Annotated in this window: 23 protein-coding genes; 14 read left to right on the top strand and 9 right to left on the bottom strand. The window is 63.7% G+C overall.

What is annotated here, in order from left to right:
* Positions 1-6 precede the first annotated feature (6 nt).
* Positions 7-669, top strand: coding sequence for a response regulator (locus FW796_RS22390; RefSeq protein WP_446440053.1), 663 nt, complete (start codon positions 7-9; stop codon positions 667-669).
* Positions 666-2,078, top strand: a complete 1,413-nt coding sequence (locus tag FW796_RS22385; RefSeq protein WP_446440052.1) for an ATP-binding protein — start codon at positions 666-668, stop codon at positions 2,076-2,078. The genes FW796_RS22390 and FW796_RS22385 overlap by 4 nt, the downstream gene beginning before the upstream one ends.
* Before the next feature lie 28 nt (positions 2,079-2,106).
* Here the strand turns inward: FW796_RS22385 and FW796_RS22380 are convergent, their stop codons facing one another.
* Together FW796_RS22380 and FW796_RS22375 are read right to left on the bottom strand one after the other, a co-directional pair.
* Positions 2,107-2,481, bottom strand: a complete 375-nt coding sequence (locus FW796_RS22380) for a hypothetical protein (protein WP_346635789.1) — start codon at positions 2,479-2,481, stop codon at positions 2,107-2,109.
* A 31-nt stretch (positions 2,482-2,512) separates the two neighbouring features.
* A complete protein-coding gene (locus FW796_RS22375; protein WP_346635788.1) occupies positions 2,513-3,142 on the bottom strand; it encodes a TetR/AcrR family transcriptional regulator in 630 nt (209 codons plus the stop codon).
* 155 nt (positions 3,143-3,297) lie between these two features.
* Between FW796_RS22375 and FW796_RS22370 the strand changes: the two genes are divergently transcribed.
* The 3 genes from FW796_RS22370 (at position 3,298) to FW796_RS22360 (ending at position 6,370) form a co-directional block, all read left to right on the top strand.
* Positions 3,298-4,800 (top strand): MFS transporter, encoded by a 1,503-nt coding sequence (locus FW796_RS22370; RefSeq protein WP_446440051.1) that lies wholly within the window; start codon positions 3,298-3,300, stop codon positions 4,798-4,800.
* Between the two features lie 106 nt (positions 4,801-4,906).
* Positions 4,907-5,317 carry a hypothetical protein gene (locus FW796_RS22365; protein ID WP_446440050.1) on the top strand — a complete coding sequence of 137 codons (411 nt, stop codon included), beginning with the start codon at positions 4,907-4,909 and terminating at the stop codon, positions 5,315-5,317.
* A gap of 117 nt (positions 5,318-5,434) precedes the next feature.
* Positions 5,435-6,370 (top strand): phytanoyl-CoA dioxygenase family protein, encoded by a 936-nt coding sequence (locus tag FW796_RS22360; RefSeq protein WP_404939469.1) that lies wholly within the window; start codon positions 5,435-5,437, stop codon positions 6,368-6,370.
* A gap of 6 nt (positions 6,371-6,376) precedes the next feature.
* On the opposite strand, the gene FW796_RS22355 is transcribed toward FW796_RS22360, so the two are convergent.
* Entirely contained in the window at positions 6,377-7,270 is an 894-nt protein-coding gene (locus FW796_RS22355) for a LysR family transcriptional regulator (RefSeq protein ID WP_346635785.1), read from the bottom strand.
* Positions 7,271-7,401: 131 nt separating this feature from the next.
* On the opposite strand from FW796_RS22355, the gene FW796_RS22350 reads away from it, so the two are divergent.
* The 3 genes from FW796_RS22350 to FW796_RS22340 all read left to right on the top strand — a co-directional run bounded on the left by FW796_RS22350 (position 7,402) and on the right by FW796_RS22340 (position 11,797).
* A complete protein-coding gene (locus FW796_RS22350; protein ID WP_404939465.1) occupies positions 7,402-9,048 on the top strand; it encodes a GMC family oxidoreductase in 1,647 nt (548 codons plus the stop codon).
* A gap of 196 nt (positions 9,049-9,244) precedes the next feature.
* The gene (locus FW796_RS22345) at positions 9,245-10,867 is read left to right on the top strand and encodes an MFS transporter (protein ID WP_446440049.1); all 1,623 of its coding nucleotides are present in this window, start codon (positions 9,245-9,247) and stop codon (positions 10,865-10,867) included.
* Positions 10,868-11,047: 180 nt separating this feature from the next.
* Positions 11,048-11,797: a glycine-rich domain-containing protein gene (locus FW796_RS22340; protein ID WP_446440048.1), complete on the top strand. Its 750-nt coding sequence runs from the start codon at positions 11,048-11,050 to the stop codon at positions 11,795-11,797.
* A 154-nt stretch (positions 11,798-11,951) separates the two neighbouring features.
* Here FW796_RS22340 and FW796_RS22335 read toward each other — a convergent pair whose 3' ends face one another.
* Complete coding sequence (locus FW796_RS22335; protein ID WP_129405577.1) at positions 11,952-12,554, bottom strand: SUKH-3 domain-containing protein; 603 nt, start codon at positions 12,552-12,554, stop codon at positions 11,952-11,954.
* A gap of 129 nt (positions 12,555-12,683) precedes the next feature.
* Positions 12,684-14,141 carry a serralysin family metalloprotease gene (locus FW796_RS22330; protein WP_446440047.1) on the bottom strand — a complete coding sequence of 486 codons (1,458 nt, stop codon included), beginning with the start codon at positions 14,139-14,141 and terminating at the stop codon, positions 12,684-12,686.
* A gap of 281 nt (positions 14,142-14,422) precedes the next feature.
* On the opposite strand from FW796_RS22330, the gene FW796_RS22325 reads away from it, so the two are divergent.
* A complete protein-coding gene (locus tag FW796_RS22325) occupies positions 14,423-14,719 on the top strand; it encodes a hypothetical protein (RefSeq protein ID WP_015635226.1) in 297 nt (98 codons plus the stop codon).
* Positions 14,720-14,725: 6 nt separating this feature from the next.
* Here FW796_RS22325 and FW796_RS22320 read toward each other — a convergent pair whose 3' ends face one another.
* On the bottom strand, positions 14,726-17,086 hold the full coding sequence (locus FW796_RS22320) for a DNA polymerase II (protein ID WP_446440046.1): 2,361 nt from the start codon (positions 17,084-17,086) through the stop codon (positions 14,726-14,728).
* Positions 17,087-17,655: 569 nt separating this feature from the next.
* Between FW796_RS22320 and FW796_RS22315 the strand changes: the two genes are divergently transcribed.
* Positions 17,656-17,985 (top strand): hypothetical protein, encoded by a 330-nt coding sequence (locus FW796_RS22315; RefSeq protein WP_011060776.1) that lies wholly within the window; start codon positions 17,656-17,658, stop codon positions 17,983-17,985.
* A 283-nt stretch (positions 17,986-18,268) separates the two neighbouring features.
* On the top strand, positions 18,269-18,847 hold the full coding sequence (locus tag FW796_RS22310) for a hypothetical protein (RefSeq protein WP_346635778.1): 579 nt from the start codon (positions 18,269-18,271) through the stop codon (positions 18,845-18,847).
* A 92-nt stretch (positions 18,848-18,939) separates the two neighbouring features.
* Here the strand turns inward: FW796_RS22310 and FW796_RS22305 are convergent, their stop codons facing one another.
* From FW796_RS22305 to FW796_RS22295, 3 genes are all read right to left on the bottom strand, one after another.
* Positions 18,940-20,790, bottom strand: coding sequence for an amidohydrolase (locus FW796_RS22305; RefSeq protein WP_446440045.1), 1,851 nt, complete (start codon positions 20,788-20,790; stop codon positions 18,940-18,942).
* A gap of 30 nt (positions 20,791-20,820) precedes the next feature.
* On the bottom strand, positions 20,821-21,399 hold the full coding sequence (locus FW796_RS22300; protein ID WP_404939453.1) for an antibiotic biosynthesis monooxygenase: 579 nt from the start codon (positions 21,397-21,399) through the stop codon (positions 20,821-20,823).
* 135 nt (positions 21,400-21,534) lie between these two features.
* On the bottom strand, positions 21,535-22,176 hold the full coding sequence (locus FW796_RS22295) for a hydrolase (RefSeq protein WP_346635775.1): 642 nt from the start codon (positions 22,174-22,176) through the stop codon (positions 21,535-21,537).
* A gap of 160 nt (positions 22,177-22,336) precedes the next feature.
* Here FW796_RS22295 and FW796_RS22290 point away from each other — a divergent pair, with 160 nt between their 5' ends.
* The 3 genes from FW796_RS22290 (at position 22,337) to FW796_RS22280 (ending at position 25,986) form a co-directional block, all read left to right on the top strand.
* On the top strand, positions 22,337-23,233 hold the full coding sequence (locus FW796_RS22290; RefSeq protein WP_346635774.1) for a LysR family transcriptional regulator: 897 nt from the start codon (positions 22,337-22,339) through the stop codon (positions 23,231-23,233).
* Positions 23,234-23,325: 92 nt separating this feature from the next.
* Positions 23,326-23,985, top strand: coding sequence for a methyltransferase family protein (locus FW796_RS22285; protein ID WP_446440044.1), 660 nt, complete (start codon positions 23,326-23,328; stop codon positions 23,983-23,985).
* A 636-nt stretch (positions 23,986-24,621) separates the two neighbouring features.
* Positions 24,622-25,986: a glutamine synthetase family protein gene (locus FW796_RS22280; protein ID WP_346635772.1), complete on the top strand. Its 1,365-nt coding sequence runs from the start codon at positions 24,622-24,624 to the stop codon at positions 25,984-25,986.
* Positions 25,987-26,007 lie beyond the last annotated feature (21 nt).

Genomic DNA, 26,007 nt, shown 5'->3' with positions numbered 1-26,007 from the left:
GTCGTTGTGCGCTTACTACTGATCGAGGACGACCAGCCCCTGGGCGAGGGTATCCATCAAGCCTTGACTCGTGAAGGCTACACCGTGGACTGGCTCAAGGACGGCAGCAGCGCGTTGCATGCGCTGCTCAGCGAAACCTTCGACCTGGCCTTGCTGGATCTTGGCCTGCCGCGCCTGGATGGCCTGCAAGTGCTCAAGCGCTTGCGTGACAGCGGCTCGACCCTGCCGGTGCTGATTCTCACCGCCCGGGACGCCACCGAGGACCGCATCGCCGGCCTGGACGCCGGCGCCGACGACTACCTGGTCAAGCCCTTCGACCTGAACGAACTCAAGGCCCGGCTGCGGGCCCTGCTGCGGCGCAGTGCCGGCCGCGCGCGGGTGCTGATCGAACACGCCGGCATCAGCCTCGACCCGGGCACCCAGCAGGTGCACTACCACGGCGAGCCGGTGGCCTTGACGCCCAAGGAGTACCAACTGCTCTACGAACTGCTTTCGCCACCGGGCCGGGTGATGACCCGGGACCGCCTGGTGCAGCTGCTCTACGGCTGGAATGAAGAGGCCGAAAGCAACACCCTGGAAGTGCACATCCACCACCTGCGCAAGAAGTTTTCCGCCGACCTGATCCGCACCATTCGTGGCGTCGGCTACCTGGTAGAGGAACGTCGATGACCTCGATTCGCCGGCGCACCCTGACCCTGATCATCGGACTGCTGCTGGCCGGGTTGCTGATTCTCACCGCCTTCAACCTGTACGACAGCAACCACGAGATCGACGAAGTCTACGACGCCCAGTTGGCCCAGCATGCAAGGCTGCTGCTGGGGATCATGCGCATGCCCAACAGCAGCGCCGATCAGGCCCAGCTGTATCACGCCTTCAACCTGGCGCTGAGCCAGGCCATGCCCCAGGTCGATGGTCACCCCTACGAAAGCAAGATCGCCTTCCAGGTGTGGAATCGCAAAGGCGGCTTGCTGGTGCGCACCACCAGCGCTCCGAGCTACGCCTTGCAACCCCAGGCGCCGGGATTCAGCAACGCCCTGGACCCGAACAATCGCCAGTGGCGGACCTTCACCCTCGCCGACCCGGACTCCGGCTTGCGGATCTGGGTCGGCGAACGGGTCGATGTCCGCAGCGATCTGGTCAACCGCATCATGCGCCATACCCTGTGGCCGAACATTCTCGGCAGCCTGCTCCTGGCGGTCATGGTCTGGCTGGCGATTGGCTGGGGGCTGCGCCCTTTGGCCAACATGGCCGCCACATTGCGGGCACGACCCAGCGGCTCCCTGGAACCGCTGCAGCTGGAACCCCTGCCCAGCGAACTGGAACCCATGCAGGCGGCGCTCAATCGCATGCTCACGCAGATCCAGGAACTGCTGGGCCGGGAGCGTCGCTTCATTGCCGATGCCGCCCACGAACTGCGCACCCCGCTGTCGGTGTTACGCGTGCATGCGCAAAACCTGCTGGAGGCCGGCACCGAACAAGAGCGCCGGGCCTCTCTGGAATCACTGATCCTCGGCGTCGACCGCGCCACGCGTCTGGTCAACCAGCTACTGACCATGGCCCGCCTGGAGCCCAAGGCTCAGCTGTATACCGAACAGCCCGTGGACCTGGCTCATACCGTGCGCGAAAGCCTGGTGCAACTGACCCCCTGGTTGTTGAGCAAGGACCTGGAACTGTCTTTCGACGTCGACGAAGGTGCCTACCCGATTCGCACCGAAGCGGCTTCCATAGACATCGCCTTGAACAACCTGATCAGCAACGCGGTGAACTTCTCACCCGCCAACGGCGTGATCAGCGTGCGCCTGTCACGGGTTGGAGAGCAGTTCGAACTGAGCGTGGCAGACCAGGGCCCGGGCATCGATGAAGGGGAGCGCGAGCGGCTGTTCGAGCGTTTCTACAGTCGTGGCAACGTTCACGGCGCCGGCCTTGGGCTGACCATCGTCAGCGTCATCGCCCGGCACCTGGGCGGCCGGATCAGCCTCGATAACCTGCCCCAGGGTGGCCTGCGCGCGACCTTGTCGATCCCCTGCAATCAACGCCCACGACTGAGCAGCGCCTGGATGCCGCATCGCGAGCAATAGCCCATGGGCTGGCGCCGGGACGGGACGCTCAGTCCGGGGTGGCCTTCCCGGACAGGGCGATCAAGTGCTCGCTGCAGCCGAAACCGCCCACCGCATCGTCGTACCAGAACACTTCCACCACCGCAATGCAGCCGTCATAGGACTGCCCCAGCAGCGTGCCGTCGGCCTTGAACACCCGCAGGTAGCCGCCAACGCTGTAGCGCGAGCTGTCGCCATCACCGGGCATGGTCATGGTGGGAATCCAGGCGCGCCAGCTGAATAGTCGGTACCTCTGGTAGTAGAAGGCCTGATCCGGACTGTAGCGACGCGCCTCATACGGGTTGCCGTAGTAGAACGAGCCATAGGCCTGGTACGCCAGGAACACCGCCAGTGCGACGCCCAGAATGGGTTTGATTTTTTTCATCGGGGGGTCGTTCCTTTTACCCGTGGAAACGTCAAGAGGGTGGCAGGCCCAGCATGCGCAAACAGGCCTGGACAATGGCCTCGGCCAGGGCCCGACCATCGTCCTCGCCAGCGGCGATTACATCGTCGGTGGCGCCATGCACGCCGGCGTAGATCAGCGACGCAATCACCCCCGGCTGGGCCAGGGACCAGCAGCCGGCGTGCTGGCCGCCTTCGAGGATGCCCTGCAGCTGCGCAAGGATCGCGTTCTTTTGCGGATTGCCACGGTCGTGGTGATGGTGGTTGGGGTAGACGATGTCGTGCAGGCGGTAAGTGTCGAGATAGGCCTGCACGCTGGTGCCGATCCAGCTGGAAACCTTCGCCACCCAGTCATCCTCGGGGCAGGCATTCACCGCCTCCTCCAGACGCTCCAGGAAGCGCTGGGTATAGCGCTGCCCCAGGGCCACCAGCATGTCGTTCTTGGAATCGAAGTAGTGATAGAAGGTGCCCTTGGCCACCTCGGCGTGCTGGACGATTTCACTGATGGTGGTGGCTTCCACGCCCTGGCTGAGGAACAAGGCTTCGGCGGCGGCCATCAGCTCTTCCAGGCGCACTTCAGCCGGCTTGGTACGCGGCCGCGGCGGGGCGGCGCGCTTGGCAACCGGGGAGGTTTTGACACTCATGAACGAATCCGGGCTGATCGACAAAGGCCGACAGTCTAGGGGAATTGCCGGGAAAAAGAGAGTTGAGAACGCGTGTCATTTTCCATTGACCGACGGTCAGTCGAAATACTATGCTCGCCCCGAAAGCCCATTCCAGAACCTGCGGGAGACGCCTCATGAATCGCTATCGCCGCCCTGCCCTGGTGGCCGCCGCCTACCTCGGGACCTTTCTCGCGTCCCTGGACATCAGCATCGTCAACGTCGCCCTGCCGACCTTGCAACACGCTCTGGCCACAGACCTCAGCGGCCTGCAGTGGGTGGTCAATGCCTACGCCATCTGCCTCTCGGCGTTCATGCTGTCAGCGGGACCACTGGGGGACCGCTTCGGCCACAAGCGCTGCTGGCTGATCGGGGTGCTGCTGTTCTGCCTCGGCTCGGCGCTCTGTGCCCTGGCCCAGGAACTCTCGCTGCTGCTGGCCGGGCGCGCGGTGCAAGGGCTGGCCGGGGCCCTGCTGATTCCCGGGGCGATGCCGATCCTCAGCCATGCCTTTCCCGAACCCCGGCAACGGGCCCATGTGATCGGCGGCTGGTCGGCCTTCAGCGCCCTGGCGCTGATCCTCGGCCCGCTGCTGGGTGGCCTGCTGCTGGAGCACCTGGGCTGGCAGAGCATTTTTCTGATCAACCTGCCCATCGGCCTGCTGGCCCTGGTCCTGGGGTGCTGGGGCATCAGCGAACGCAAGCATCCCCGGCACGCCGCACTCGATCCCCTGGGCCAGGTCCTCTGCGTGCTCTGGCTCGGGGCCCTGACCTATGGGCTGATCGTCGCCGGCGAAGACGGATTCGGTAGCACCGGGGCGCTCACCTTCTTGCTGTTGTCGACCCTGGCGCTGCTGGCTCTGATTCAGGTGGAGCGTCGAGTGCAGCGGCCCCTGGTGCCACTCGCGCTGTTCCGCCAGCGCCCCTTCGCAGTGGCCAACCTGGCATCGTTCATCCTTGGTTTCTCCTGCTACAGCAGCCTGTTTTTCTTCTCGATCTTCCTGCAGCAGATCCAGGGCTGGTCCGCCGCCGACACCGGCCTGCGCATGCTCCCGCAGTTCGTGGTCACAGGCGTTGTATCGATGCTCTTCGGCCGGTTGCACCAGCGCCTCCCCCTGCCCTGGCTGATGGTCGGCGGCTATGGCCTGGTGGGCCTGGCCCTGAGCGCCATGGCCGGCTTCGACGCCCACACGCCCTACTGGCTGGTGGGCTCGCTGTTCGGCCTGCTGGGCCTGGGCATGGGCCTGGCGGTACCGGCCACCGGGCTGGTGGTGATGGCCTGTGCGCCAGCGGAGTGTGCCGGAATCGCCTCGGCCAGCATGAACGCCCTGCGCCAGACCGGCATGAGCGTCGGCATCGCCCTGCTCGGCAGCCTGATGAGCGCCCGGGCGGTGCAGGTGCTCAGCGAGACTGCTGCGGCGACCGGCATCAATGGCGCCGCCGAACTGGCGCGCCAGGCAGTGAACGAACACCGCCTGCCGCTGCACGACCCGTTGTTCGCTGAACTCTATGGCGCCGCCATGACCAGCGGCTTTCGTCTGGCCATGGCCCTGGCCGGATGCGTCAGCCTGCTGGCCATGGGAGTGCTGCTGGGAACTCGCCAGCAGCCGGTCCACGAACCTGCCACCGAGTCCTGTAGCTAGCCCCGGCGGCAGGTCGGCTCGTTGACAAGCTCAGCAGCACCACCGACCATCTGCCGCCGCCAGCACGGGCGGATGCCTGGATCGAGGAGTGGCAAGGGTGAAAAGGATGAGCGCACTGCTGTTATCGCTGGCCGCTGCATGCAGCGCGGCCCAGGCCACGAGTGAGGTCGACGCTGCCCGCCAGTCCCTGAAGAACTACGGCCTGGCCAACTGCCTGGCCGAGCGTTTCCCGGAACCCTCGGCCATGCGTCAGGACGTCGGCCACGCCGCCGGCATGTACGGCGTGCTGGGGATAGGTCTGTACAACGTGCTGCAGAACGAAGACACCCTGGAAACCCTGCACAACCCCTACACCGCCACCACCGACTACGTGGAACAAGCCTACGAGCAGGCCTCGGGAAGCAGCAAGTACAGCCGCAACAAGGTGGTCTTGCATGCTTGCCTTGAGGTCTACAACTCCCGGGCCTTCGATGCCTTCATCCAGACCCAGGACCGCTATATCCGGCCTGACGGCTAAAGCGCCGCCCTCCCTGCCCGATGTCGCAAAGGCGTTGTTCGAGGTCGAATCCAGCCTGCCGACCCAGCGCGCGCTGTCCATACTCGAGGGCCTTGTCCCTGGTAATGGAATACCCCTGTGAACCTGCCACCGGTCCTGCCTGACACCGCCCCTGCCCTGGTCAACCCGCTACGCCTGGATCAGGACGATCTGCGGCATTTCAAGGAGCGTGGCTTCATCAAGCTGCGCAGTCTGTTGACGCCAGCGGCTGTCCTGCAACTGCGCGAACTGGCCAACAGCCAACTGCGCCCGGCCCCCTCGGGCACTTCGGCTCATGGCGACGGCTTCAGCCGCCTGACTCATCGGGTGACCCAGGTCGGCATCCTCGAACGCCTCTACCGGCAACCGGCCTTCGCCCAGGTGCTGACCCGCCTCACCGGCTGCCGCCTGATCATGAGCGAGGCCCAGAGTTTCGAGCTGGGGGTGGGACGCTCGGGCTTTGCCTGGCACTACGACTCGCTGAACTTTCGCTACATCCGCCCCCAGGACCCGGCCTTCAGCCTGTGGATGCCGTTGCAGCCGATCCGCCCCCAACTGCAAGGTGGCGGCATGGCCTGGGTGCCCCTGTCGCTGTTCTCGGCCCAGGAGAACTTCCAGTTCTCGCGCCTGCTGGCAGGGAAACTGGCACGGGGCGAGACGGTGGCCGAGTTTTCCGCTCACCTGCACCACACCTACTGCACGCCCGGGATGCTCACCGACAGCTTCGAGCAGCAGCGCATCGAAGAGGCCTTCGATCCCGGCGACGCCCTGCTGTTCAGCAAATACCTGTGGCACCGCTCCAGCCCCTTGCTGGCCGGCGACCTGGAACGCCGCCAGGCCGTGACCTTACGCCTGCTGGACTGGCGGGCCTGCCTTGATCCACTGATGCAGGAAGGCGAAACCCGCAGCGCCGGCGGCCTGGGCATGGGCCTGGACGGCGGCCCGCTGAACCCGCAGTCCTACGGCTCGCGTTTCGTCGATATCAAGCCCGGGGCACCGATCCGCAGCTCGGTCCATTGCGGGCCGATTCTCTGACCCAGGCTAGATCTCGGGCCCCAGCAACACCTGCTGCTGCGCCGCGCACTGCTCCACCAGATAGTCCCAGACCACCCGCAGCCGCACCGATTTGTGCAGCTCACGGCGGGTGCTGATCCAGTAGGCGCGCTGGATGCTTTCCGCCGGCAGCAGCGGCACCAGTTGCGGATCGGCGGCAGCCATGTAGCACGGCAGCACGGCGATCCCCAGACCTGAGCGGGCCGCTTCCTGCTGGGCGATGACGCTGGTGCTGTGGAACACCACCTGGGGGTTGCGGCAGAAGCTGTTGAGGAACATCAGTTCCTGGCTGAACAAGAGGTCGTCGACATAACCGATCCAGGCGTGGCGCCCCAGGTCCTCGCGGCTGCGCAGGGGCGGCGCGCGGTCCAGGTAGGCCTGACTGGCGTACAGCGCCAGGCGGTAGTCGGTGAGTTTGCGGGTCACCAGCATGTCGGCACTGGGACGCTCCAGATGGATGCTGATCTCCGCCTCGCGATTGAGGATGCTGACAAAGCGCGGCACCGCCACCAGCTCCACCTCCAGCCCCGGATAACGTTCGAACAGGCCATACATGCGGCTGGCGAGAAACTTGACCCCCAGGCCCTCGGTGACCCCGACACGAATCTTGCCCAGGGGCGCACTGGACTGGGTGATTTCCTCCTGCACCAGCAAGGCAACGTTTTCCATGGCTTCGGCGTGCTTGAGCAGCGCCTCGCCGGCCGGGGTCAGTTCGTAGCCCTGGGCGTGCTGGACGAACAGCGCAGTGCCCAGGGCCTTCTCCACCGCCTCGATATGCCGGGCCACCGTCGCGTGGGTAGTGTTCAGCCGCCGCGCCGCAGTGAGCAGGCGCCCGCTGCGTTGCAGCTCGAGGAAGTAGCGCAGATCGTTCCAGTCGAACATGGAAATCCTGGTCAATGTCGAAGAGGGACGCTGTTAGAAAACGCACAGCAGGTGGGTAAAAACTAACATTCTTTTGACGAAAGCTAACAACTAGGATGAGGACCAATAAGAACAGAAAAATGAGGTCACGGATGCTCCCTGCCTTTGACGCCTACGACTACATTGTGGTCGGCGCCGGTCCCGCCGGCTGTCTGCTGGCCAATCGCCTGTCCGCCAACCCCCAGCACCGGGTGCTGCTGCTGGAAGCCGGTGGCCGCGACAACTACCCCTGGATCCACATTCCCGTGGGCTACCTGTTCTGCATCGGTAACCCGCGCACCGACTGGTGCTTCAAGACCGAGGCCGAACCCGGCCTGCAGGGCCGCAGCCTGAGCTATCCGCGGGGCAAGGTGCTGGGCGGCTGCTCGTCGATCAACGGCATGATCTACATGCGCGGCCAGGCCGCCGACTACGATGGCTGGGCCGCCGCCGGCAACCCCGGCTGGAGCTGGGAGGATGTACTGCCGCTGTTCAAGAAAAGCGAAAACCATTTTGCCGGAGGCAATGAGCTGCACGGTGCCGCCGGCGAATGGCGGGTCGAACGCCAACGCCTGTCATGGCCGATCCTCGATGCCTTCCGTACGGCTGCGCAGCAGAGCGGCATCCGCAACATCGACGATTTCAACGGTGGCGATAACGAAGGCTGCGGCTACTTCCAGGTCAACCAGAAGGCCGGGGTGCGCTGGAATGCGGCCAAGGCCTTTCTCAAGCCCATCGCCAATCGCCCCAACCTGGTGGTGCTGACCGATGTCGAGGTGCAGCGGCTGATTCTCGAGGACGGCCGCGCCACCGCGGTGCGGGCCATCAGCCAGGGCCGCCAGCAGAATTTCAAGGCACGCCGGGAGATCATTCTGTGCGCCGGCTCCGTCGGCTCGCCGAGCATCCTGCAGCGTTCGGGCATCGGCCCGGCACCACTCCTGCAACGCTTGGGGATCGGGGTCAGCCATGCCCTGCCCGGGGTCGGCAGCAACCTCCAGGACCACCTGCAACTGCGCTTGATCTACAAGCTGGAAAACGCCCGCACCCTGAACCAGATCGCCGGCAGCCTGTGGGGCAAGATGGGCATGGGCCTGCGCTACCTGTATGACCGCAGCGGCCCGCTGTCCATGGCCCCGAGTCAGTTGGGCGCCTTTGCCCGCTCGGGACCGGAGCAGTCCAGCGCCAACCTCGAATACCACGTGCAGCCGCTGTCACTGGAGCGCTTCGGTGAGCCCTTGCACAGCTTCCCGGCCTTCACGGCCTCGGTCTGCGACCTGCGCCCGCAAAGCCGTGGCCGGATAGAGATACGTTCCGTGGAGCCCGGGGATGCGCCGCTGATCCAGCCCAACTACCTGAGCCATCCTGAGGATCTGCGCGTCGCTGCCGATGCCATCCGCCTGACCCGGCGTATCGTCGGCGCTCCGGCCCTGCAACCCTTCAAGCCCAGCGAATACCTGCCCGGGCCGCAACTGCAGAGTGAGGAACAACTGCATGAAGCGGCGGCCCGCATCGGCACTACCATCTTCCATCCGGTGGGCACCTGCCGCATGGGCCACGACGCCCAGGCGGTAGTGGATGCGCAATTGCGGGTGCATGGCATTCCCGGACTGCGGATTGCCGATGCCTCGATCATGCCGCGCATTACCTCCGGCAACACCTGCTCGCCGACCCTGATGATCGCCGAGAAGGCTGCCGAACTGATTCTTGCCACAGTCCCCAGGAGTACCGTCCAGCACAAACAACCCGCCACCCCGGCATGACCGTATGAGTCGGCTTGCCGGCGAAGGCGCCTCCAAGGTCGGCACCTGGCTCAAGGGCCTCTTCGCTGGCAAGCCTGCTCCTACGGTCGGGAGGTAAACGAGGGTTCATCGCACGCTAGCGATGAATCGCAACAACGGCGCCGATTACGGCGCCGGCAGTGGAACAACAACAATAATCACTGTAAGGAAGCCCCCTATGTCAGAACACGCTCAGTCTCTCAATGCGCCTCTGGACGACTCCGCTGCCAAGGGCAGTCAGAAGGTGATCTTCGCCTCGTCACTCGGCACGGTGTTCGAGTGGTATGACTTCTTTCTCTATGGCGCCCTCGCGGCGGTGATCAGCAAGCAGTTCTTCGCCGGGGTCAACGACACCACGGCGTTCATCTTCGCCCTCATGGCCTTTGCCGCCGGCTTCGTGGTGCGCCCCTTCGGCGCGCTGGTGTTCGGCCGCCTGGGGGACATGATCGGCCGCAAGTACACCTTCCTCGCCACCATCATCCTCATGGGGGTGGCGACCTTCGCCGTGGGCCTGCTGCCCAACTACGCCAGCATCGGCATCGCCGCGCCGATCATTCTGGTGGCCCTGCGCATGCTCCAGGGCCTGGCCCTGGGGGGTGAATACGGCGGTGCCGCCACCTATGTGGCCGAGCACGCGCCACAGGGCAAGCGCGGTTTCCACACCAGCTGGATCCAGTCCACTGCGACCCTCGGCCTGCTGCTGTCGCTGCTGGTGGTACTGGCTTGCCGCTATTTCACCGGCGATCAGTTCGAGGTCTGGGGCTGGCGCCTGCCGTTCCTGCTGTCCATCGTCCTGCTGGGCATCTCCACCTGGATCCGCATGAGCCTGCACGAGTCGCCGGCCTTCCTGAAAATGAAAGAAGAAGGCCACGCCAGCAAGGCGCCGATCCGCGAGTCCTTCGGCAAATGGGAAAACCTCAAGGTGGTGCTGATCGCCCTGTTCAGCATTAACGCCGGGCAGGCGGTGACCTTCTATGCCGCGCAGTTCTACGTTTTGTTCTTCCTCACCCAGTTCCTCAAGATGGACCCGGCCCTGGCCAACAGCCTGCTGATCATCAGCGTGGTAATCGGCGCACCGATGTTCATCTTCTTCGGCTGGCTCTCGGACAAGATCGGCCGCAAGCCGGTGTTGATGCTCGGCCTGTTGCTGGCCACGGTGCTGTACTTCCCGATCTTCAAGGCCCTTGCCCACTACGCCAACCCGGCCATCGACCAGGCCAGCCGCCAGGCGCCCATCAGCGTCACCGCCGACCCGGCCACCTGCACCTTCCAGTTCGACCCGGTGGGCAAGGCGCGCTTCGACAGCCCCTGCGACAAGGTCAAGACCTTCCTGGTGAAACAGGGCCTGCCGTACAGCAGCATCGCCGCCCCCGCCGGCAACCCGGTGCAGGTCAGCGTCGGTGACGTGAAGATCAACGGCTTCGACGAAGCGGCCCTGCGTGGCGCGGTGACCCTGGCTGGCTATCCGCAGCAGGCGGACACGCAGAACGTCAACAAACCCATGGTGGTGCTGCTGATCGTGGCGCTGATCCTGATTGCCGCCATGTGCTACGGCCCGCTGGCAGCGCTGATGGTGGAACTGTTCCCGACCCGTATCCGCTACACCTCGATGTCCCTGCCCTACCACATTGGCAACGGCTGGTTTGGCGGATTCCTGCCGACGGTGTCCTTTGCCCTGGTGGTGTACACCGGCGATATCTTCTATGGCCTGTGGTACCCGGTGCTGATTACCGGGGTCAGCCTGGTGGTGGGTTTGCTGTGTTTGCGTGAGACCCGGAATATCGATATCGACCACGTTTGACGGAGCCCCTTCGCTGGCAAGCAGGACTTGCAGGAGCCGCCTTGCCGGCGAAGGCGTCCGCAAGGCAGGCACCCGACTTGCCGGCCTCTTCGCTGGCAAGCCGACTCCTACGAGGGGGCGGCTTGAATAAAGCGCTGCTTTGCGCCACTGTCTCGGCACTTTTTCCGGCGGAGACCGAACATGCTGTTGATCCTTCCCGCAGTGGTGGCCCTGGCCTTGATCCTGGTGTTATGGCGCCGTCAGAACACCCTCACCGCGTTGCGCCGGGAAGCCTATATCCGCGATTTCACCTTGCCACCACGGCTGTTCGAACCCCTGCGCACCCAGCATCCGCACCTGCGCCTCAAGGACTGCCAACTGGTGGCTCAGGGCTTGCGTCAGTTCTTCCTGGCCTACCTCAAGGGCGGCCAGCACTACGTGTCGATGCCGTCCCAGGTGGTGGACGATCTGTGGCACGAGTTCATCCTGCATACCCGGGATTATCAGCAGTTCTGCGACAAGGCCTTCGGCCAGTTCCTCCATCACACTCCCGCCGCGGTGCTCGGCCAGAACGCTGCGCGCAAAAGCGACAACGGCCTGCGCCGGGTCTGGCGTCTGGCCTGCCTGGAAGAAAACATCAACCCTGCCCAGCCCAGCCGCCTGCCGCTGCTGTTCGCCCTGGATGCCAAGCTGAAAATCGCTCGGGGCTTTCACTACGTGGCTGACTGCCAGTCCCTGCGGCGCCTGACGGAAAACGGCAGCACGGCCACAGTGGTCCACTGCGGCAGCGAGCTGTACAGCAGTTCCTTCGACAGCGACTCCTCCAGCAGTGGCAGCGACAGTGACGGCTCGCGTTTCGGCGGCGACGGGGACAGTGGCGGCAGCGATGGCGGCGGGGGCGACAGCAGCGGTTGCGGGGGCGGCGGTTGTGGCGGCGGGGGCGGCGACTGATCACCCGTGGGCCAGCGCCACCGACAGCCAGGTGGCCGAGGCAATGTCCTGGCGCTGTGATTTGCCTGGCGCGGGCGCAGACCAGGAGGCTTGCCTGAGCGTTGAGCGAAACCGACACAGGCACACGGGCTGGGCGCGATGCCCAGCACCCACATCAGAGCGCGCGGGCGTGAAAAAAACCGGGCGTTAGAACAAGCGGATCGCCAGTCCGAAAACGCTCGCCCCATACCATGACTTCTTCTTGCGACGGCAACAGCATGGGGCGTAATCGATACCCTTTGAGCAGGGCCTCGACGCCTTGAGCAAAATCATGCCCAACAAAAAGCATTATGGGCGCGACCAATCCGTTCGAGAACAAACGGCCTTGGCTATCCAGCCAGAGCTGTGCATGACCATGATGTACATCACCCAGGCAAACAAAGTGGGTGTGCAGCGCTTCTTGCCAGCCATGTACTTGTTCATCGGGGCACGCAGGACACCCAAACTCTATGTCACTAGAGGCACACTCCGCCCCCGCGCCGGTATGCCCTACGGTCAATTCGCCAAATGCTTGCAGGATGCGAAATGCCGGATGTGCGCGGGGTACGTGACTATCAACCACAACGGCCCTGCCAGGGGCCCACCCGGCATCTCTGAAAAACGGCTCTATGTTCGGAGTAAGGAGGTTCATGCGGCGAAGATAATCAAAGTGCAGGAAAACCGCAAAAGCCCTGTATACGGCCCCTGCCGGAAGGCTATCAGCTGCTCTGCGCGTCAAGTCGACATCCACGACTATCGACGGCCAGCCAATGCCTGCCTCGATCAAACCTGCCCAGGACCGGGGAAAACAAGGGGAAGAGTGATGTGGAAGCGGCGCATCGCGCGCCGCTCCACTGTTTCCGATCAATCAGGCGATGATGTCGGTGACAGCCGCCTGGCCCACGGTGCCCACGGCGAAGTCCACTGCGCCATGACCGGTCAGGTCGATCATCAGGCTGGTCTGGTTGGTTTCGGCGAAGTAGGTGAGGATCGCGTCGCCGGCATGGCCGGTGAAGCCGCTGACGAAATTCAGGGTGGCGCCACCGGACGCGAATTGCGCGATGCCGGTGAGGTCGATCTTGTCCTCGCCACTGACGAAATCCATGATCCAGTCGGGCGCATCGAAGGTGGAATCCGAAGCCGCGCCGAACACGAAGGTGTCGGCCCCTGCCCCGCCCCACAGCGTATCGCCACCGCCACCGCCGTAGATGATGTCGTTGCCGGCACCGCCTTCGAGGATGTTCGCCGCAGCGTTGCCGATCAGCAGGTCATTGCCCGAACCGCCGATGGCGTTTTCCACGGTCACGCCGTGGGCGATGGAGACGTTGCCCACCAGGCCGCCGACATCGGAGAAACCACCCTCGTTGAGGTTGATCTTCTGGTCCTGGGTGAAGCCGGAGAAGTCCAGGGTATCGTTGCCGCCGCCGTCCCAGACCGCAAACACCAGCTTGTCGGAGGCGCTCTGGGCGCTGTAGAAATCCCGCCCGGTGTTGGAGTTGAAGCCATAGACAGTGTTGTCGGCACGGGTCTCGTGGTTGGCGCCATAGAGCTTCTGCACGGCGACGATATCGTCCAGCAACGGCGCCGAGGCGTAGGCACCGCCGCCGTCCTTGCTGAAGTCCTGCCCGGTGTGGCTCTCGCTCCAGTAGCTCATCAGGCTGTAGCCACGGGTGTCCTGGGCGTAGGTGACGTCGTTGTAGGTGGGGCTGCCGCTGCCGGCGTTGTACACGCCCGGATGGGACAGGCCCAGGCTGTGGCCGATTTCGTGGGTCAGGGTCTGGCGGCCATAGTTGCCGTTGCCCGGTGTTTCGTTGACCCGGTACTGGTCGTTGATCAGGTACCAGGACTGGCCGTCATAGCTGCTGCCGGACGGCAAGTAGGCAAAGGCCGCGCCGCCGGTGCTGACGTTGTAGTTGCCGAAGCTCAGGTGGCCGTCGCCGCCCTTGGCGGACTCGGTGAAGGTAATGTTGGCCACGTCCGACCAGGACTGCAGGGACAGCTGGGCCTGAGCCTTCTGCAGCGCGCTGAACTCGCTGAAGCTGCCCAGGGCCGGGTTGTAGTTGGCCGGTTTGTCAGTGAGGAAGCTGTAGCTCAGGTCGATCTTGCCGTCGCCATTCTGGTCGTGCCAGGACAGGCCCTTGCGCAGGATCGAGTCGGCGGCCTGGTCGGCGGTGAACGATGGCTTGCCGTTCACCAGTTCGCTGCCGCCCCGGTCATACAGATGGCTGAAAGCCTGGACCTGCTGGTAGGCAGTGCTGAGCGCTGCGATCGGGTCGATCCCGTAGCCGATGGTTTCAGGGAGTGCTTTGGATAGTGCGTTTGACATTGTTACGTCCTTGTTCCAGACAAAAAATTTCCGATAGAACAGCAACGACCCCGCCTGCGAGATCGTCCTATCACTCGCCCATTGAGGCGCAAGAAACCTGACACACTCGTCAACCGCGAGTCCACGGTTTTTTTTGTCCGACAAAAGCCCGAAAAGCGCTCTGGCCCGGGGTAAATATTCCACTCGCGCACGGCTCTGGCAGCAGATAGGCTAAGCATCAATCCGGGGCTGCAAAGCTCGCTCAAGCCTCTGCCCCAAGGCTGTTCCACGAGGAGTCCGCGATGCGCAAAATCCTGCTGCTGGGCACTTTGATGATCTTCACCGGCGCCGCCCACGCCGAAGGTGTACCGCTGTTCAACGTTTCCTGCCCCGGCAATCTGGCCGTCAGTGCCGACCAGGGCGGACCGATTTACATCAATGGCAAAGCGGTCAAGAGCAGCGCCGTGGATGACCGGCATTTCCAGGTCAAGACGCCGGAAACAACCCTGACCATCAGCGTCGAGGACGACGATTCGGTGACCGTGAAATACAGCGACAAACACGGTGCCAGTGGTCTGTGCGAAGCCGTGGACGACTGAGGCCTCTCAGAACAAGCCCATCTGCCCGCCCACCAGGGTGCTGAAGTCGTCCTGCACGAACGGCAGGATGGCATCTGCCACCGGCTGCAGCTGCCGGGTCAGGTAGTGCTCGTAGTCGATGGCCGCGCGGCGGTTTTCCAGGGGCTCGGGGCCGGCCAGGGTGATCACGTAGCTGATCCAGCCACCGTTCTGGTACTGCAACGGCCGGCCCTGCTCACGGTTGTATTCATCCGCCAAGCGCGCGGCGCGAACATGGGGTGGCACGTTGCGCTCGTAGTCGTCCAGGGGACGGCGCAGGCGCTTGCGGTAGATCAGCCAATCATCCAGTTGCCCGGCCAGGGTGCGTTGCACGTAGTCGCGCACATAGTCCTGGTAGGGCTGGCGATGGAAGATCCGCTGGTACAGCTCCTGCTGGAATTCCCGGGCCAGGGGCGACCAGTCGGTGCGCACGGTCTCCAGGCCCTTGTAGACCATCTCCTGACGGCCATCGGCGCGCTGCACCAGCCCGGCATAACGCTTCTTGCTGCCCTCCTCGGCGCCGCGGATGGTGGGCATCAGAAAACGTTTGTAGTGGGTTTCGAACTGCAACTCCAAGGCGCTTTCCAGGCCATATTGCTGCTGCAGATGCTCGCGCCACCACTGGTTGACGTGGGCCACCAGGCCGCGCCCGATCAGCGCCGCCTGCTCCTCGTCATGCAGGCTGCCGAGCCAGACGAACGTGGAGTCGGTATCGCCATAGATCACTTGATGGCCCTGGGCTTCGATCAACTGCCGGGTACGCGCCATGATCTCGTGGCCACGCAGGGTGATGGATGAAGCCAGGCGTGGGTCGAAGAAGCGGCAACCGCTGGATCCGAGCACGCCGTAGAAGGCGTTCATGATGATCTTCAGGGCCTGGGACAGCGGCGCGTTGTGCTCGCGCTTGGCCACTTCACGGCCCTCGGCGACCCGGGTCACGATCGCTGGCAGGCAATGTCGGGTGCGGGAGAAGCGCGCACCGCGAAAGCCCGCGACCGAGTGCTGGTCATCCGGCTGGCGCAGGCCTTCCACCAGCCCCACCGGGTCGATCAGGAAACTGCGGATGATCGACGGGTACAGGCTCTTGTAGTCCAGCACCAGCACCGACTCATAGAGGCCGGGGCGCGAATCCATGACAAAACCGCCAGGGCTGGCCTGGGGCGGCAGCTCGCCGAGGTTGGGGGCGACAAAGCCCTGGCGATGCATCAGCGGCATGTACAGGTGAGTGAAAGCCGCCACCGAGCCGCCGCTGCGGTCGGCGGGCAGGCCAGTGACTGTGGCCCGCTCCAGGAGGAAGGTCAGCAGCTCGGTCTTGGCGAAAATCCGCGTCACCAGCTCGCAGTCCTTGAGGTTGTAGCGGGCCAGGGCCGGCTTGTCCTCGGCGAACATCCGGTTGATTTCGTCCATGCGCTGGTACGGGTTGTCGATCGACTTGCCCTCCCCCAACAGGGTCTGGGCGACGTTTTCCAAGCTGAAGGACGGGAAGCTCCAGGTCGCCGAACGCAGGGCTTCGATGCCGTCGATGATCAAGCGTCCGGCGGCCGAGGCGAAGTAATGAGTGCGGCTGCCGTGCTCGCGCCATTGCATCTCCTCGCCACCACGCCCCAGGCGCAGGGGCACCGCCAGGCGCCGGGCATGTTCATGCAGCACCCGCAGGTCGAACTGCACCAGATTCCAGCCAATGATCGCGTCGGGGTCGTGCCGGGCCAGCCACTGGTTGAGTTTCTCCAGTAACTGCTCGCGGCTGGCGCAGAACTCCAGGTCGAAGTCCACGGGGCTATCGTCTTCCCGGGCCTTGCCGAGCATGTACACCTGGCGCTGGCCACAGCCCTCCAGCGCAATGGAGTACAACTCGCCGCGCTCGCTGGTTTCAATGTCCAGGGACACCAGCTTGAGTGCGGGCCGGTAATCCGGCGCCGGCTTCATCTGCGCCTCGAGTAACAGGCCGTCGGGCCCTGGCTGGCCGCCAAAGGATACCGGCGCAGTAATGAAACGCTCCATCAGGTAGCGCTCGGGCGGGCGAACGTCGCCCTCGAACACCTCGACACCGGCGCGGCGCAGGGTCTTGTCCAGACGCATCAACTGATTGTGCTGCGGGCAATACATGCCCAGCACCGGGCGCTGGTGGAAGTCGCGCAACTGCAGGGGACGCAGCTCGACATCCGGGTCGTCGGCCAGCAAGCGCTCGGCCTGAGGACGCTGCACCGCCGGGACGAAGGCCACGGAAGTCTGCAACGGCAAGCGGATCCGACGCGGGCCCTGGTCGGTGGCCAGCCAGAATTCGACTTCCGTGCCCGCCGGCGTATCGCGCCAGTGCCGAGTCAGGACGAAGCCTTGTTGTACATCCACCGCTGCAACCTCAGAGCTGTTTCAAGGCGCCGATTCTACCTGTCCTGGCCGCCGATAGGGTGTCTGGATGATGGCTTTGCGGCTTTTGTCAGACAAGATGTAGTGCTTGAAAATTTTCACTACAAAACCGTTGACGAGAGGATTTCGCCCTTGCATGATGCAGACGTCCCCCCGATCGGGGGACGAGGCAAAGGTGTTATGAGCAAGCTCGTCTGACCGCCGAGCTGTGACCCGGATGTGTACTGCCCACAAGGCAGATTGATGAAACTGACCTGGCATTGACCGTCCAGTACCAAGACGGGAAGCCGGCGAAAACTCCTCAAGATGCTTGTGGCCGATGATGGGAATGTCGGCAGCTTCATCCAGGTTTACGCTGCTTCTCTTCGTTGTGACGCTATTGCGTAGCAGTTAATCAAGGCAACTACACGCATCAGGCTCTGGGCCTTATCTGTATCCGACAGACACCCTCTGTCGCCCTGTTTCCGGTATCAGGGTTCAACTTACCGACGTAGCAAGATGAATTAGCGAATCAACTTAGATAGATCGATAAATGGTCAAGGGGGCTACAAATGAATCTTAATAATCAACCCACTATTGATGAATTGGCACGTATGTTCGCCGCACAGAAAGACAGCCACGACAGCCACATCCTGTGGATTGCCAAGTCGGGCCAAGTGCATATCGACTGCCTGTCGCCCCATAGCCATGAAGCAGAGTTCGACCAGAACAACCGGGACCTGGCGGCCCGCCTGAAGATGTACCGCCGCGGCCAGGGCTACGTCGGCAAGAAAGCCGCCGCCGACAAGGACTTCATCGGCCGGGTACTGGAGACCCTGAAAGCCGAATGGCAGTCGCTGCGGGACAAGTCGGAAGTTCGGGTTATTGATCGGTTTTGTTGAGACAAGTTAAAACCGGATATAAGCCAACAAGGGGCGCTGAACTTTCAGCGCCCCTTTTTATTGTCTGCAATAAACCTGAGTAACTTTTCCCGCACACCGGGATCAGGTCAAAAACTTCATCATCTGACGGTTGGACAGAATAATGGCCAATTAGTAGCATTGCTCCCGCTCAAACCGACCTGAAGGTCGGCACACGGAGCTCAAGCCCCTTGTTGAAGACCCACTACAACCATCACGCGGGATACTCGATAGCCGAGTCCAACCTGGAGAAAAGGATTTTTTTGTGACTGATCGCAGCGGCGTTTTGCGTTACATCATTGAACGGTATTACTCGGGGGACATAGAAACTGCCTGTGCCCATACCGGGTACAGCAGCAAGCAGATCGAGGACTGGTGTTCTGGCCAATGCCAGCCGCAGCACATCACGGTCGAGTACTTCATTCACCGCGCCTTTACGCCTGAATTCCAGTCAGTGGTGGAGTTCGCCGAGTTCAAGCAGGACCAGCCAGTGATGGCGCAGTTGAAAACCCTGTTCAAGGGCCACGAAGAGCGGGCAGGCATCTACGCCTTCTATGACTCGATGGCCAACCTCATCTACCTCGGCAAAGCCACCAATCTGTTGAAAGAAGCCTACTCGGCCATTCGCCGGGATGTGGACATCCAGTTCCCCGCGGGAATCAAGAAGAAGCCCGATAAACGCTACGAAATCGTTCGCTACATCTCGGCCTACGATGTTGGCAGCTCCGATTGGATGGATTTCCCCAAACACGTTGAGTCGCTGATCCTCAGAATCTCCAAGCCTATCTTGAACAAGAACATCGGCCATATCGAACAGGCGTACACGCCTCCCGGTATCGACTGACAGGCTTTCTATCCCTCGAGCGGCCGGGAGATTGACCAAAAAAACAGGCGACAGGACGATCTACCGTCCTGTCGCCTTTTTACTGGCTTGCTTCAGAACGCAAAACACGAACACCCAAACGCCCCCCAGAACCCCTGGAAGTCACTCACCGGCACACTCGACAGCCGTGCCTTCTGGTGTCCATGGGCATGCACCGCGCACGGGCCGCTGCACTGGTGCACCTGGTTCTGCAACGGTGCACCGGGTTTCCAATGCCCCGGCACCTTGACCACCGGCGACCAGTCCGGGGTCACTGGCAGGCTCGGTGGGGCCAGTTTGGCGAAGTCGCCGGCGGCGTGGACCACCTTGCCGTCCACCACGGTGAGCAAGGATTCGATCCACTTGATCGCCTCTTCCTCGACACTGAAGTAGTCCGCCGACAGGGCCACCAGGTCCGCCAGTTGCCCGACCTTGATCTGGCCTTTCTTGCCCTGTTCCGAAGAGAACCAGGCGCTGCCGTGGGTATAGAGCTCCAGCGCGGTGTCACGGCTCAAGCCCTGGGGATACAGCTCCAGGCCGCCGACGGTCTTGCCGCTGACCATCCAGTACAGCGAGGTCCAGGGGTTGTAACTGGAGACTCGGGTGGCGTCGGTGCCGGCGCCCACCGGAATGCCTTCGGCGAGCATGCGCTGGATCGGCGGGGTCATCTCGGCAGCCTTGGCCCCGTAGCGCTCGACAAAATACTCTCCCTGGAAGGCCATGCGATCCTGGATGGCGATGCCGCCGCCCAGGGCCCGCACCCGCTCGATGTTTTTCGGGCTGATGGTTTCTGCGTGATCGAAAAACCACGGCAGGCCGTTGAAGGGGATGTCGCGGTCGACCTTTTCGAACACATCGAGCATCCGCGAGATGGATTCGTCGTAGGTGGCGTGCAGGCGGAACGGCCAGCGCTGCTCCACCAGGTGGCGCACCACCGGTTCCAGCTCCTGCTCCATGGTCTGCGGCAGATCGGGGCGCGGTTCGAGGAAGTCCTCGAAGTCGGCGGCGGAGAACACCAGCATCTCCCCTGCCCCGTTGTGCCGCAGGAAGTCGTCGCCCTGGCCGTAGGTGACGCTGGCGGTCCAGTGCTTGAAGTCGGTCAGTTCTTCCTTGGGTTTCTGGGTGAACAGGTTGTAGGCGATGCGCACGGTCAGTTGCTGTTTGGCCGCCAGTTCGTTGATCACCTGATAGTCGTCCGGGTAGTTCTGGAAGCCGCCGCCGGCATCGATGGCGCTGGTCACCCCGAGGCGATTGAGCTCGCGCATGAACTGGCGGGTCGAGTTGACCTGGTATTCCAGGGGCAGCTTGGGCCCCTTAGCCAGGGTCGAGTAAAGGATCATCGCGTTGGGCCGGGCGATCAGCATGCCAGTGGGATTGCCATTGCCATCGCGGACAATCTCGCCACCGGGCGGGTTCGGGGTGTTGCGGTCGTAGCCCACCACCCGCAGCGCAGCACGATTGAGCAAGGCCCGGTCATACAAGTGCAGCACGAACACCGGAGTGTCCGGGGCCGCCTGGTTCAGTTCTTCCAGGGTCGGCATGCGTTTCTCGGCGAACTGGAATTCGTTCCAGCCGCCCACCACCCGCACCCACTGCGGCGCCGGGGTGCGCAGGGCCTGTTCCTTGAGCAGGCGCAGGGCATCGGCCAGGGACGGCACGCCTTCCCAGCGCAGTTCCAGGTTGTAGTTGAGTCCGCCGCGGATCAGGTGCAGGTGCGAGTCGTTGAGCCCGGGGATCACCGTGCGGCCCATCAGGTCGATGACCTGGGTGCCGGCGCCGCGCAGGGCCATGGCCTGGGCGTCGTTGCCCACGGCGATGAAGCGACCGTCCTTGATCGCTACCGCGCTGGCCCGGGGCTTGGCCCGGTCCACGGTGTGCAGGCGGCCGTTGAACAGAATCAGGTCGGCAATTGCTTGGGGTTGCATGGCATTGCTCCAGATGAAAGTCGTGGGGAATCAAGCCGCGCTGCGCGGTTGCAACCAGCGGCGAAACAGACGCGTGACCCGGGGCATGAAGACGTAGACCACCAGCAGCACGATGCTCAGGGTGATCAGCACCGTGGCTGGCACATAAGCGCCGAGCCAAGGCAGTTGGGCAAACACCGGCTTCCATAACTGAGGCACCAGAAAGCTCAGCGGCAGGATCACCAGGAAGGTCACGCAGGCCTGCTTCCAGCGCGGTGGCGGGGTTGGCGCAGCAGCGTCCTGAGGGGTGAACCAGAACTCACGGTCAGCATTGATTTCGGTCTGGTCGCCATCGGCCAGCAAATGCTGCGCCTGTTGCACCAGCTCGCGGCGGTCGGCGGAATCCAGCCAGTGCTGCAACTGCTCGGTGCTGGCAAAGCGCAGCACGCTGGTGAACAGCCCCAGACCGCCACTGTGGCCACGGACCACGTCGATGCCCAGATGCCCCGGGTAGCTGCGGGCCTTGGCGATGATCTGCCGCAGCCAGGTTTCATAGGCCTGCTCCTGGCCGTGCTTGATCCGGTGGCGCACCAGCAAGGTCACCACACCGTCGGTGAGTTCGATATTCATCACAAGGCTCCAGCGTCGGGAAGGAGATCGCGCCGGATGCAGCAGGGCTGCACCCGCGCTTCACAGTTAAGGCCCGCAGCAGCCGGCTTGCCAGCGAAGCGCCCCGCAGGATCGCGTTGGCCGGCCAGCCACCTCCTACAGCTGACGTTGCGGCGCCTTGTGCACCATGCTGTAGGCATAGTCCACGCCCATGCCGTAGGCGCCGCTGTGCTCCAGCACCAGGCCCATGACCGCGTCGTAGGTGTCCTTGTGCGCCCAGTCACGCTGGTATTCCAGCAGCACCTGTTGCCAGGTCACCGGTACCGCACCGGCCTGGATCATCCGCTGCACAGCCATGTCGTGGGCTTCCTGGCTGGTGCCGCCGGAGGCGTCGGTGACGATGTACACCTCGTAGCCTTCGGCCAGGGCTTCCAGGGCCGGGAAGGTCAGGCAGACCTCGGTCCAGAGTGCCGCCATCACCAATTTCTTGCGCCCGGTGGCCTTCACCGCCTCCACCAGCTTGCGATCTTCCCAGGAGTTCATGGAGGTGCGTTCGATAGGCTGCTGATCAGGAAACACTGCCAGCAATTCCGGCCAGATGTAGCCGCTGAAGCTCTGGGTCTCCACCGAGGTGAGAATGCTCGGCACGTTAAAGATCTTTGCCGCCTTGGCCAGGGCCACAGTGTTGTTCTTCAGGGTCTGGCGGTCGATCGACTGCACGCCGAAAGCCATCTGTGGCTGGTGGTCGATGAGAATCAGGGCCGAGTTGGCCGGGTTCAGCAATTCACGAATGGACATGGCGCGTTCCTTTTGCAGTCAGAGAGTGAGGGTCGAACATGACCGGCTGATGGCGCTGCTGCGCCCCTTTGCGTCCGGCTTGGTGGCTAATTTAGGGGATGGCTGAAACAGCGACAATTCCCTAAAATCGAGAATCATTGATTCCAAATCAGGGACAATCATGGACCGTATCCAATGCATGCGCGCCTTTGTCGTCACCGTTGACGAGAACGGTTTTGCCGCCGCTGCCCGGGCAATGGACGTACCCCGCTCCAAGGTCAGCAAACAGATCCAGGCTCTGGAAGAAGCCATCGGCGTGCAACTGCTGCAGCGCACCACCCGCAGCCTGCATTTGACCGAGGCCGGTGCCGAGTACTACGAAAGTGCCCGGGAAGTGCTGGCGACCGTGGACGAAGCCGAGCAGCGGGCCCGGGACGGCATCGCCGAATTGCGCGGAGTGTTGCGGGTCAATGCACCGATGTCCTTTGGTCTGCGTCGGCTCGGGCCGCTGGTGCCGCTGTTCCATGAGCAGCACCCGCTGATCGAGTTGCAACTGGTGCTCAGCGACCAGCAAGTGGACCCGGTGCGCGGCGGCTTCGATGTCACCCTGCGCATCGCCAGCCTGCCGGATTCATCCATGGTGGCCCGCCAACTGGCACCGGCGCCGCGGATCATGGTGGCCGCGCCCAGCTACCTGGCTCGGGCCGGAGTGCCTGGCCACCCCAAGGAGCTGAGCAGCCACCAGTGCCTCAACTATGGCTACCTGCAAAGCGGGGTCAGCCTGCAATTGAGCCACGGCAGCGACACCCAGCGGGTACACGTCACCGGACCGTTGCACGCCAACAATGGCGACCTGCTGGCCCAGGCCGCCGAGGCCGGCATGGGCATCGCCCTGTTGCCGGATTTCATCGTCGAGGATGCGTTGGCCGCCGGACGCCTGGTGCCGGTGCTGTGTGAATGGCAGGCGCCGCCCATCAGCGTCAACGTGGTCTATCCCTCGGCCCGGCGCGTGCCACAGAAGACCCGGGCCTTCATCGATTTCCTGGTGAGCCACCTGACGCAAAGGACGACCGCCTGATCGGCCTGAGGCGCGCTGGCGGACGAACGAGCGCATTCGCCCGCAAGCGGACTCCTACACTCAGGGGAGGCTCCTCACCCTGGGCGATCAACATGAACATCTCTCCTCGACTGGCCGTTTCCAGCGTGCTCGGCGCCCTTGCCTACCTGGGCCTGGCAATCTGGGGCCTCGGCGGTTTCACGGCGTTCTTCGCCCACCCGCCCCTGAACCTGATCGTCATCGTCACCTTGCTGATGGTGGTGGCCTCGCTGTACAGCGAGATCAACCTCAGCAGCGGCGTGCAGGAGGACCAGGGCAACCGCTGGGTGCTTGGGGCCTTCGCCGTGATCGGCCTGCTGAGCGGCTTCGTTCCGGCCTACAGCGACCGCATCGACTTCTGGACCTTTGGCGACGAAGGCCTGCGCTGGCTGGGTGCCTTGCTGTTCACCCTCGGCGGCGTACTGCGCCTGTGGCCCGTGTTCATCCTCGGCCGACGCTTCAGTGGACTGGTGGCGATCCAGAGCGGGCACAGGCTGGTGGTGGACGGCCTGTATCGCCACCTGCGCAACCCCAGCTACCTCGGTCTGCTGGTGAACGCCGTGGGCTGGGCCCTGGCCTTTCGCTCCGGGCTGGGGCTGCTGCTGGCGGCCCTGACCCTGATCCCGCTGATCGCGCGAATTCATGCCGAAGAAGCCTTGTTGCGCAGCCATTTCGGCCAGGAGTACGACGACTATTGCGCCCACAGCTGGCGCCTGCTGCCCGGGGTCTACTGAGGTTCTGTAAAAAAAATCAGACACTCCTGACATCAGGACTGCACCGCTCTAGCACGCACCTCTCCCTCTGTTCGAAGGACGCTCGCCAGGGGACTTGAGCCTTTTACCCCCCTTACATTGGCTGGCGGATTCTTGCAGTATTGATCCGCCCTGGGGAGACGGACCCATTGATCTGCCCCACCAGCGCCCGGTTCACATAAAGAATAATCACAACGAACTCGACAGCGAGATCACCCGGCCGATGCATCCCCTGAGCCCGTTTCACGGATTCGACAGATCAGCTCCCGCGCCCCTGCACAGTGGCCGCGGTGCGCTTGTCGACGCTCGGTTCTCACTGTCCTGCCGCTGCCACGCTCCTGCGCTCCATGAGGTCCATGAGGACCGCGCTGCCGTCATCGGTGTCTACTTCCTGGACAGGCCCTGCCCATGAAGCTTCTGGTCAACCTGCCCATGGCCCTGTGCCGTTCCCGTCTGCGCCACTCCTCACGTCCTCCGGATCACTCGCTTCTGGCCTGATCGCGCCCTCCTGCGCGTGCCGCTCCCAGACCTGATTTCTACCCTTGCAACCGCACCGTGCGCGGCGTCGTTGCAGGACCTGAAAACCTGTGCGCCTTGATGGCGCAAGCGAGACTCCTCATGAAATTTGCAGCCCTCGACGAAGCCCGTGACTTCCTGGCCGCCCACCCCGATATCGACATGATCGAGCTGTTCATCCTCGACGCCAACGGCGTGCCCCGGGGCAAGCTGCTGCACCGCGAAGAACTGCTGGCGGTGTATGAAAGCGGTCGCCCCCTGCCCAGCACCATCCTCGGCCTGACCCTCAACGGCGACGACGTGGAGAATTCCGGGCTGGTGTGGGACGTGGGCGATATCGACTGCCGTGCCTACCCGTTGGCCGGCAGTCTGGTGCGCCTGCCCTGGCGGCAGATCCCCACGGCCGCCGTGCAGGTCAGCATGCACCCGCAGGAGGGCCTGCCCGCCAGTATCGCCGATCCGCGCCACCTGCTGATCAAGGTCATCGACAGCCTCAAGGCCGAGGGTTACCACCCGGTGATGGCCTGCGAGCTGGAGTTCTACCTGCTGGACGCCAAGCGCGACGGCAATGGCCGCCCGCAACCGGCACTTGACGCCGATGGCGGTCGTCCGCGCAGCACCCAGGTCTATGGTCTGAGGGAGCTGGAGCAGATCGAACCCTTCCTCGCCGACCTCTACGCCGCCTGCAAACTGCAGGGCATTCCGGCGCGCACGGCGATCTCCGAGTACGCCCCAGGCCAGGTGGAAATCACCCTGGAACACGGCGATGCCCTGGAGGCCATGGACCAGGCGGTGCGCTACAAGCGCCTGGTCAAGGCCGTGGCCCACAAGCACGGGATGCAGGCCACCTTCATGGCCAAGCCCTTCGATCACCTGGCCGGCACCGGCATGCACATGCACGTGAGCATTGCCGACGCCGCGGGCCGCAACCTGTTTGCCTCCGAGGACCCGGCCGGCACCCCGCTACTGCGCCAGGCAGTGGGCGGCATGCTCGCTTCCCTGCTGGAATCGCTGCTGCTGTTCTGCCCCAACGCCAACTCCTACCGGCGCTTCCAGGCCAACAGCTACGCGCCCCTGGCGCCGACCTGGGGCGTCGACAACCGCACCGTGAGCCTGCGGGTGCCCGGTGGCCCGGCCAACAGTCGGCACATCGAACACCGCATCTGCGGCGCCGACGCCAACCCCTATCTCGCGGCGGCGGCGATCCTCGCCGGCGTGCATCGCGGCCTGCGCGAACACCTCGATCCGGGCGACCCAGTGCAAGGCAACGGCTATGCCCAGGCCACCGAGCTGCTGCCCACCGACTGGCTGACCTCGCTGATCGCCCTGGAGCAATCGGCCTGGGCCCGGGACGCCCTGGGCAGTGAATTCCTCGGGGTGTACCTGGCGGTCAAGCGTGCCGAGTACCGCCAGTTCATGGCCGAAGTCGGCGAGCAGGACTGGCGCTGGTACCTGACCCAGGCCTGAGCCGCAGCAACGATCTGCGGC

This window comes from Pseudomonas sp. 910_21, from assembly GCF_052850735.1.
The sequence above is the reverse complement of the archived record's forward strand: the minus strand, read 5'-3'. Positions and strand labels throughout refer to the sequence as shown.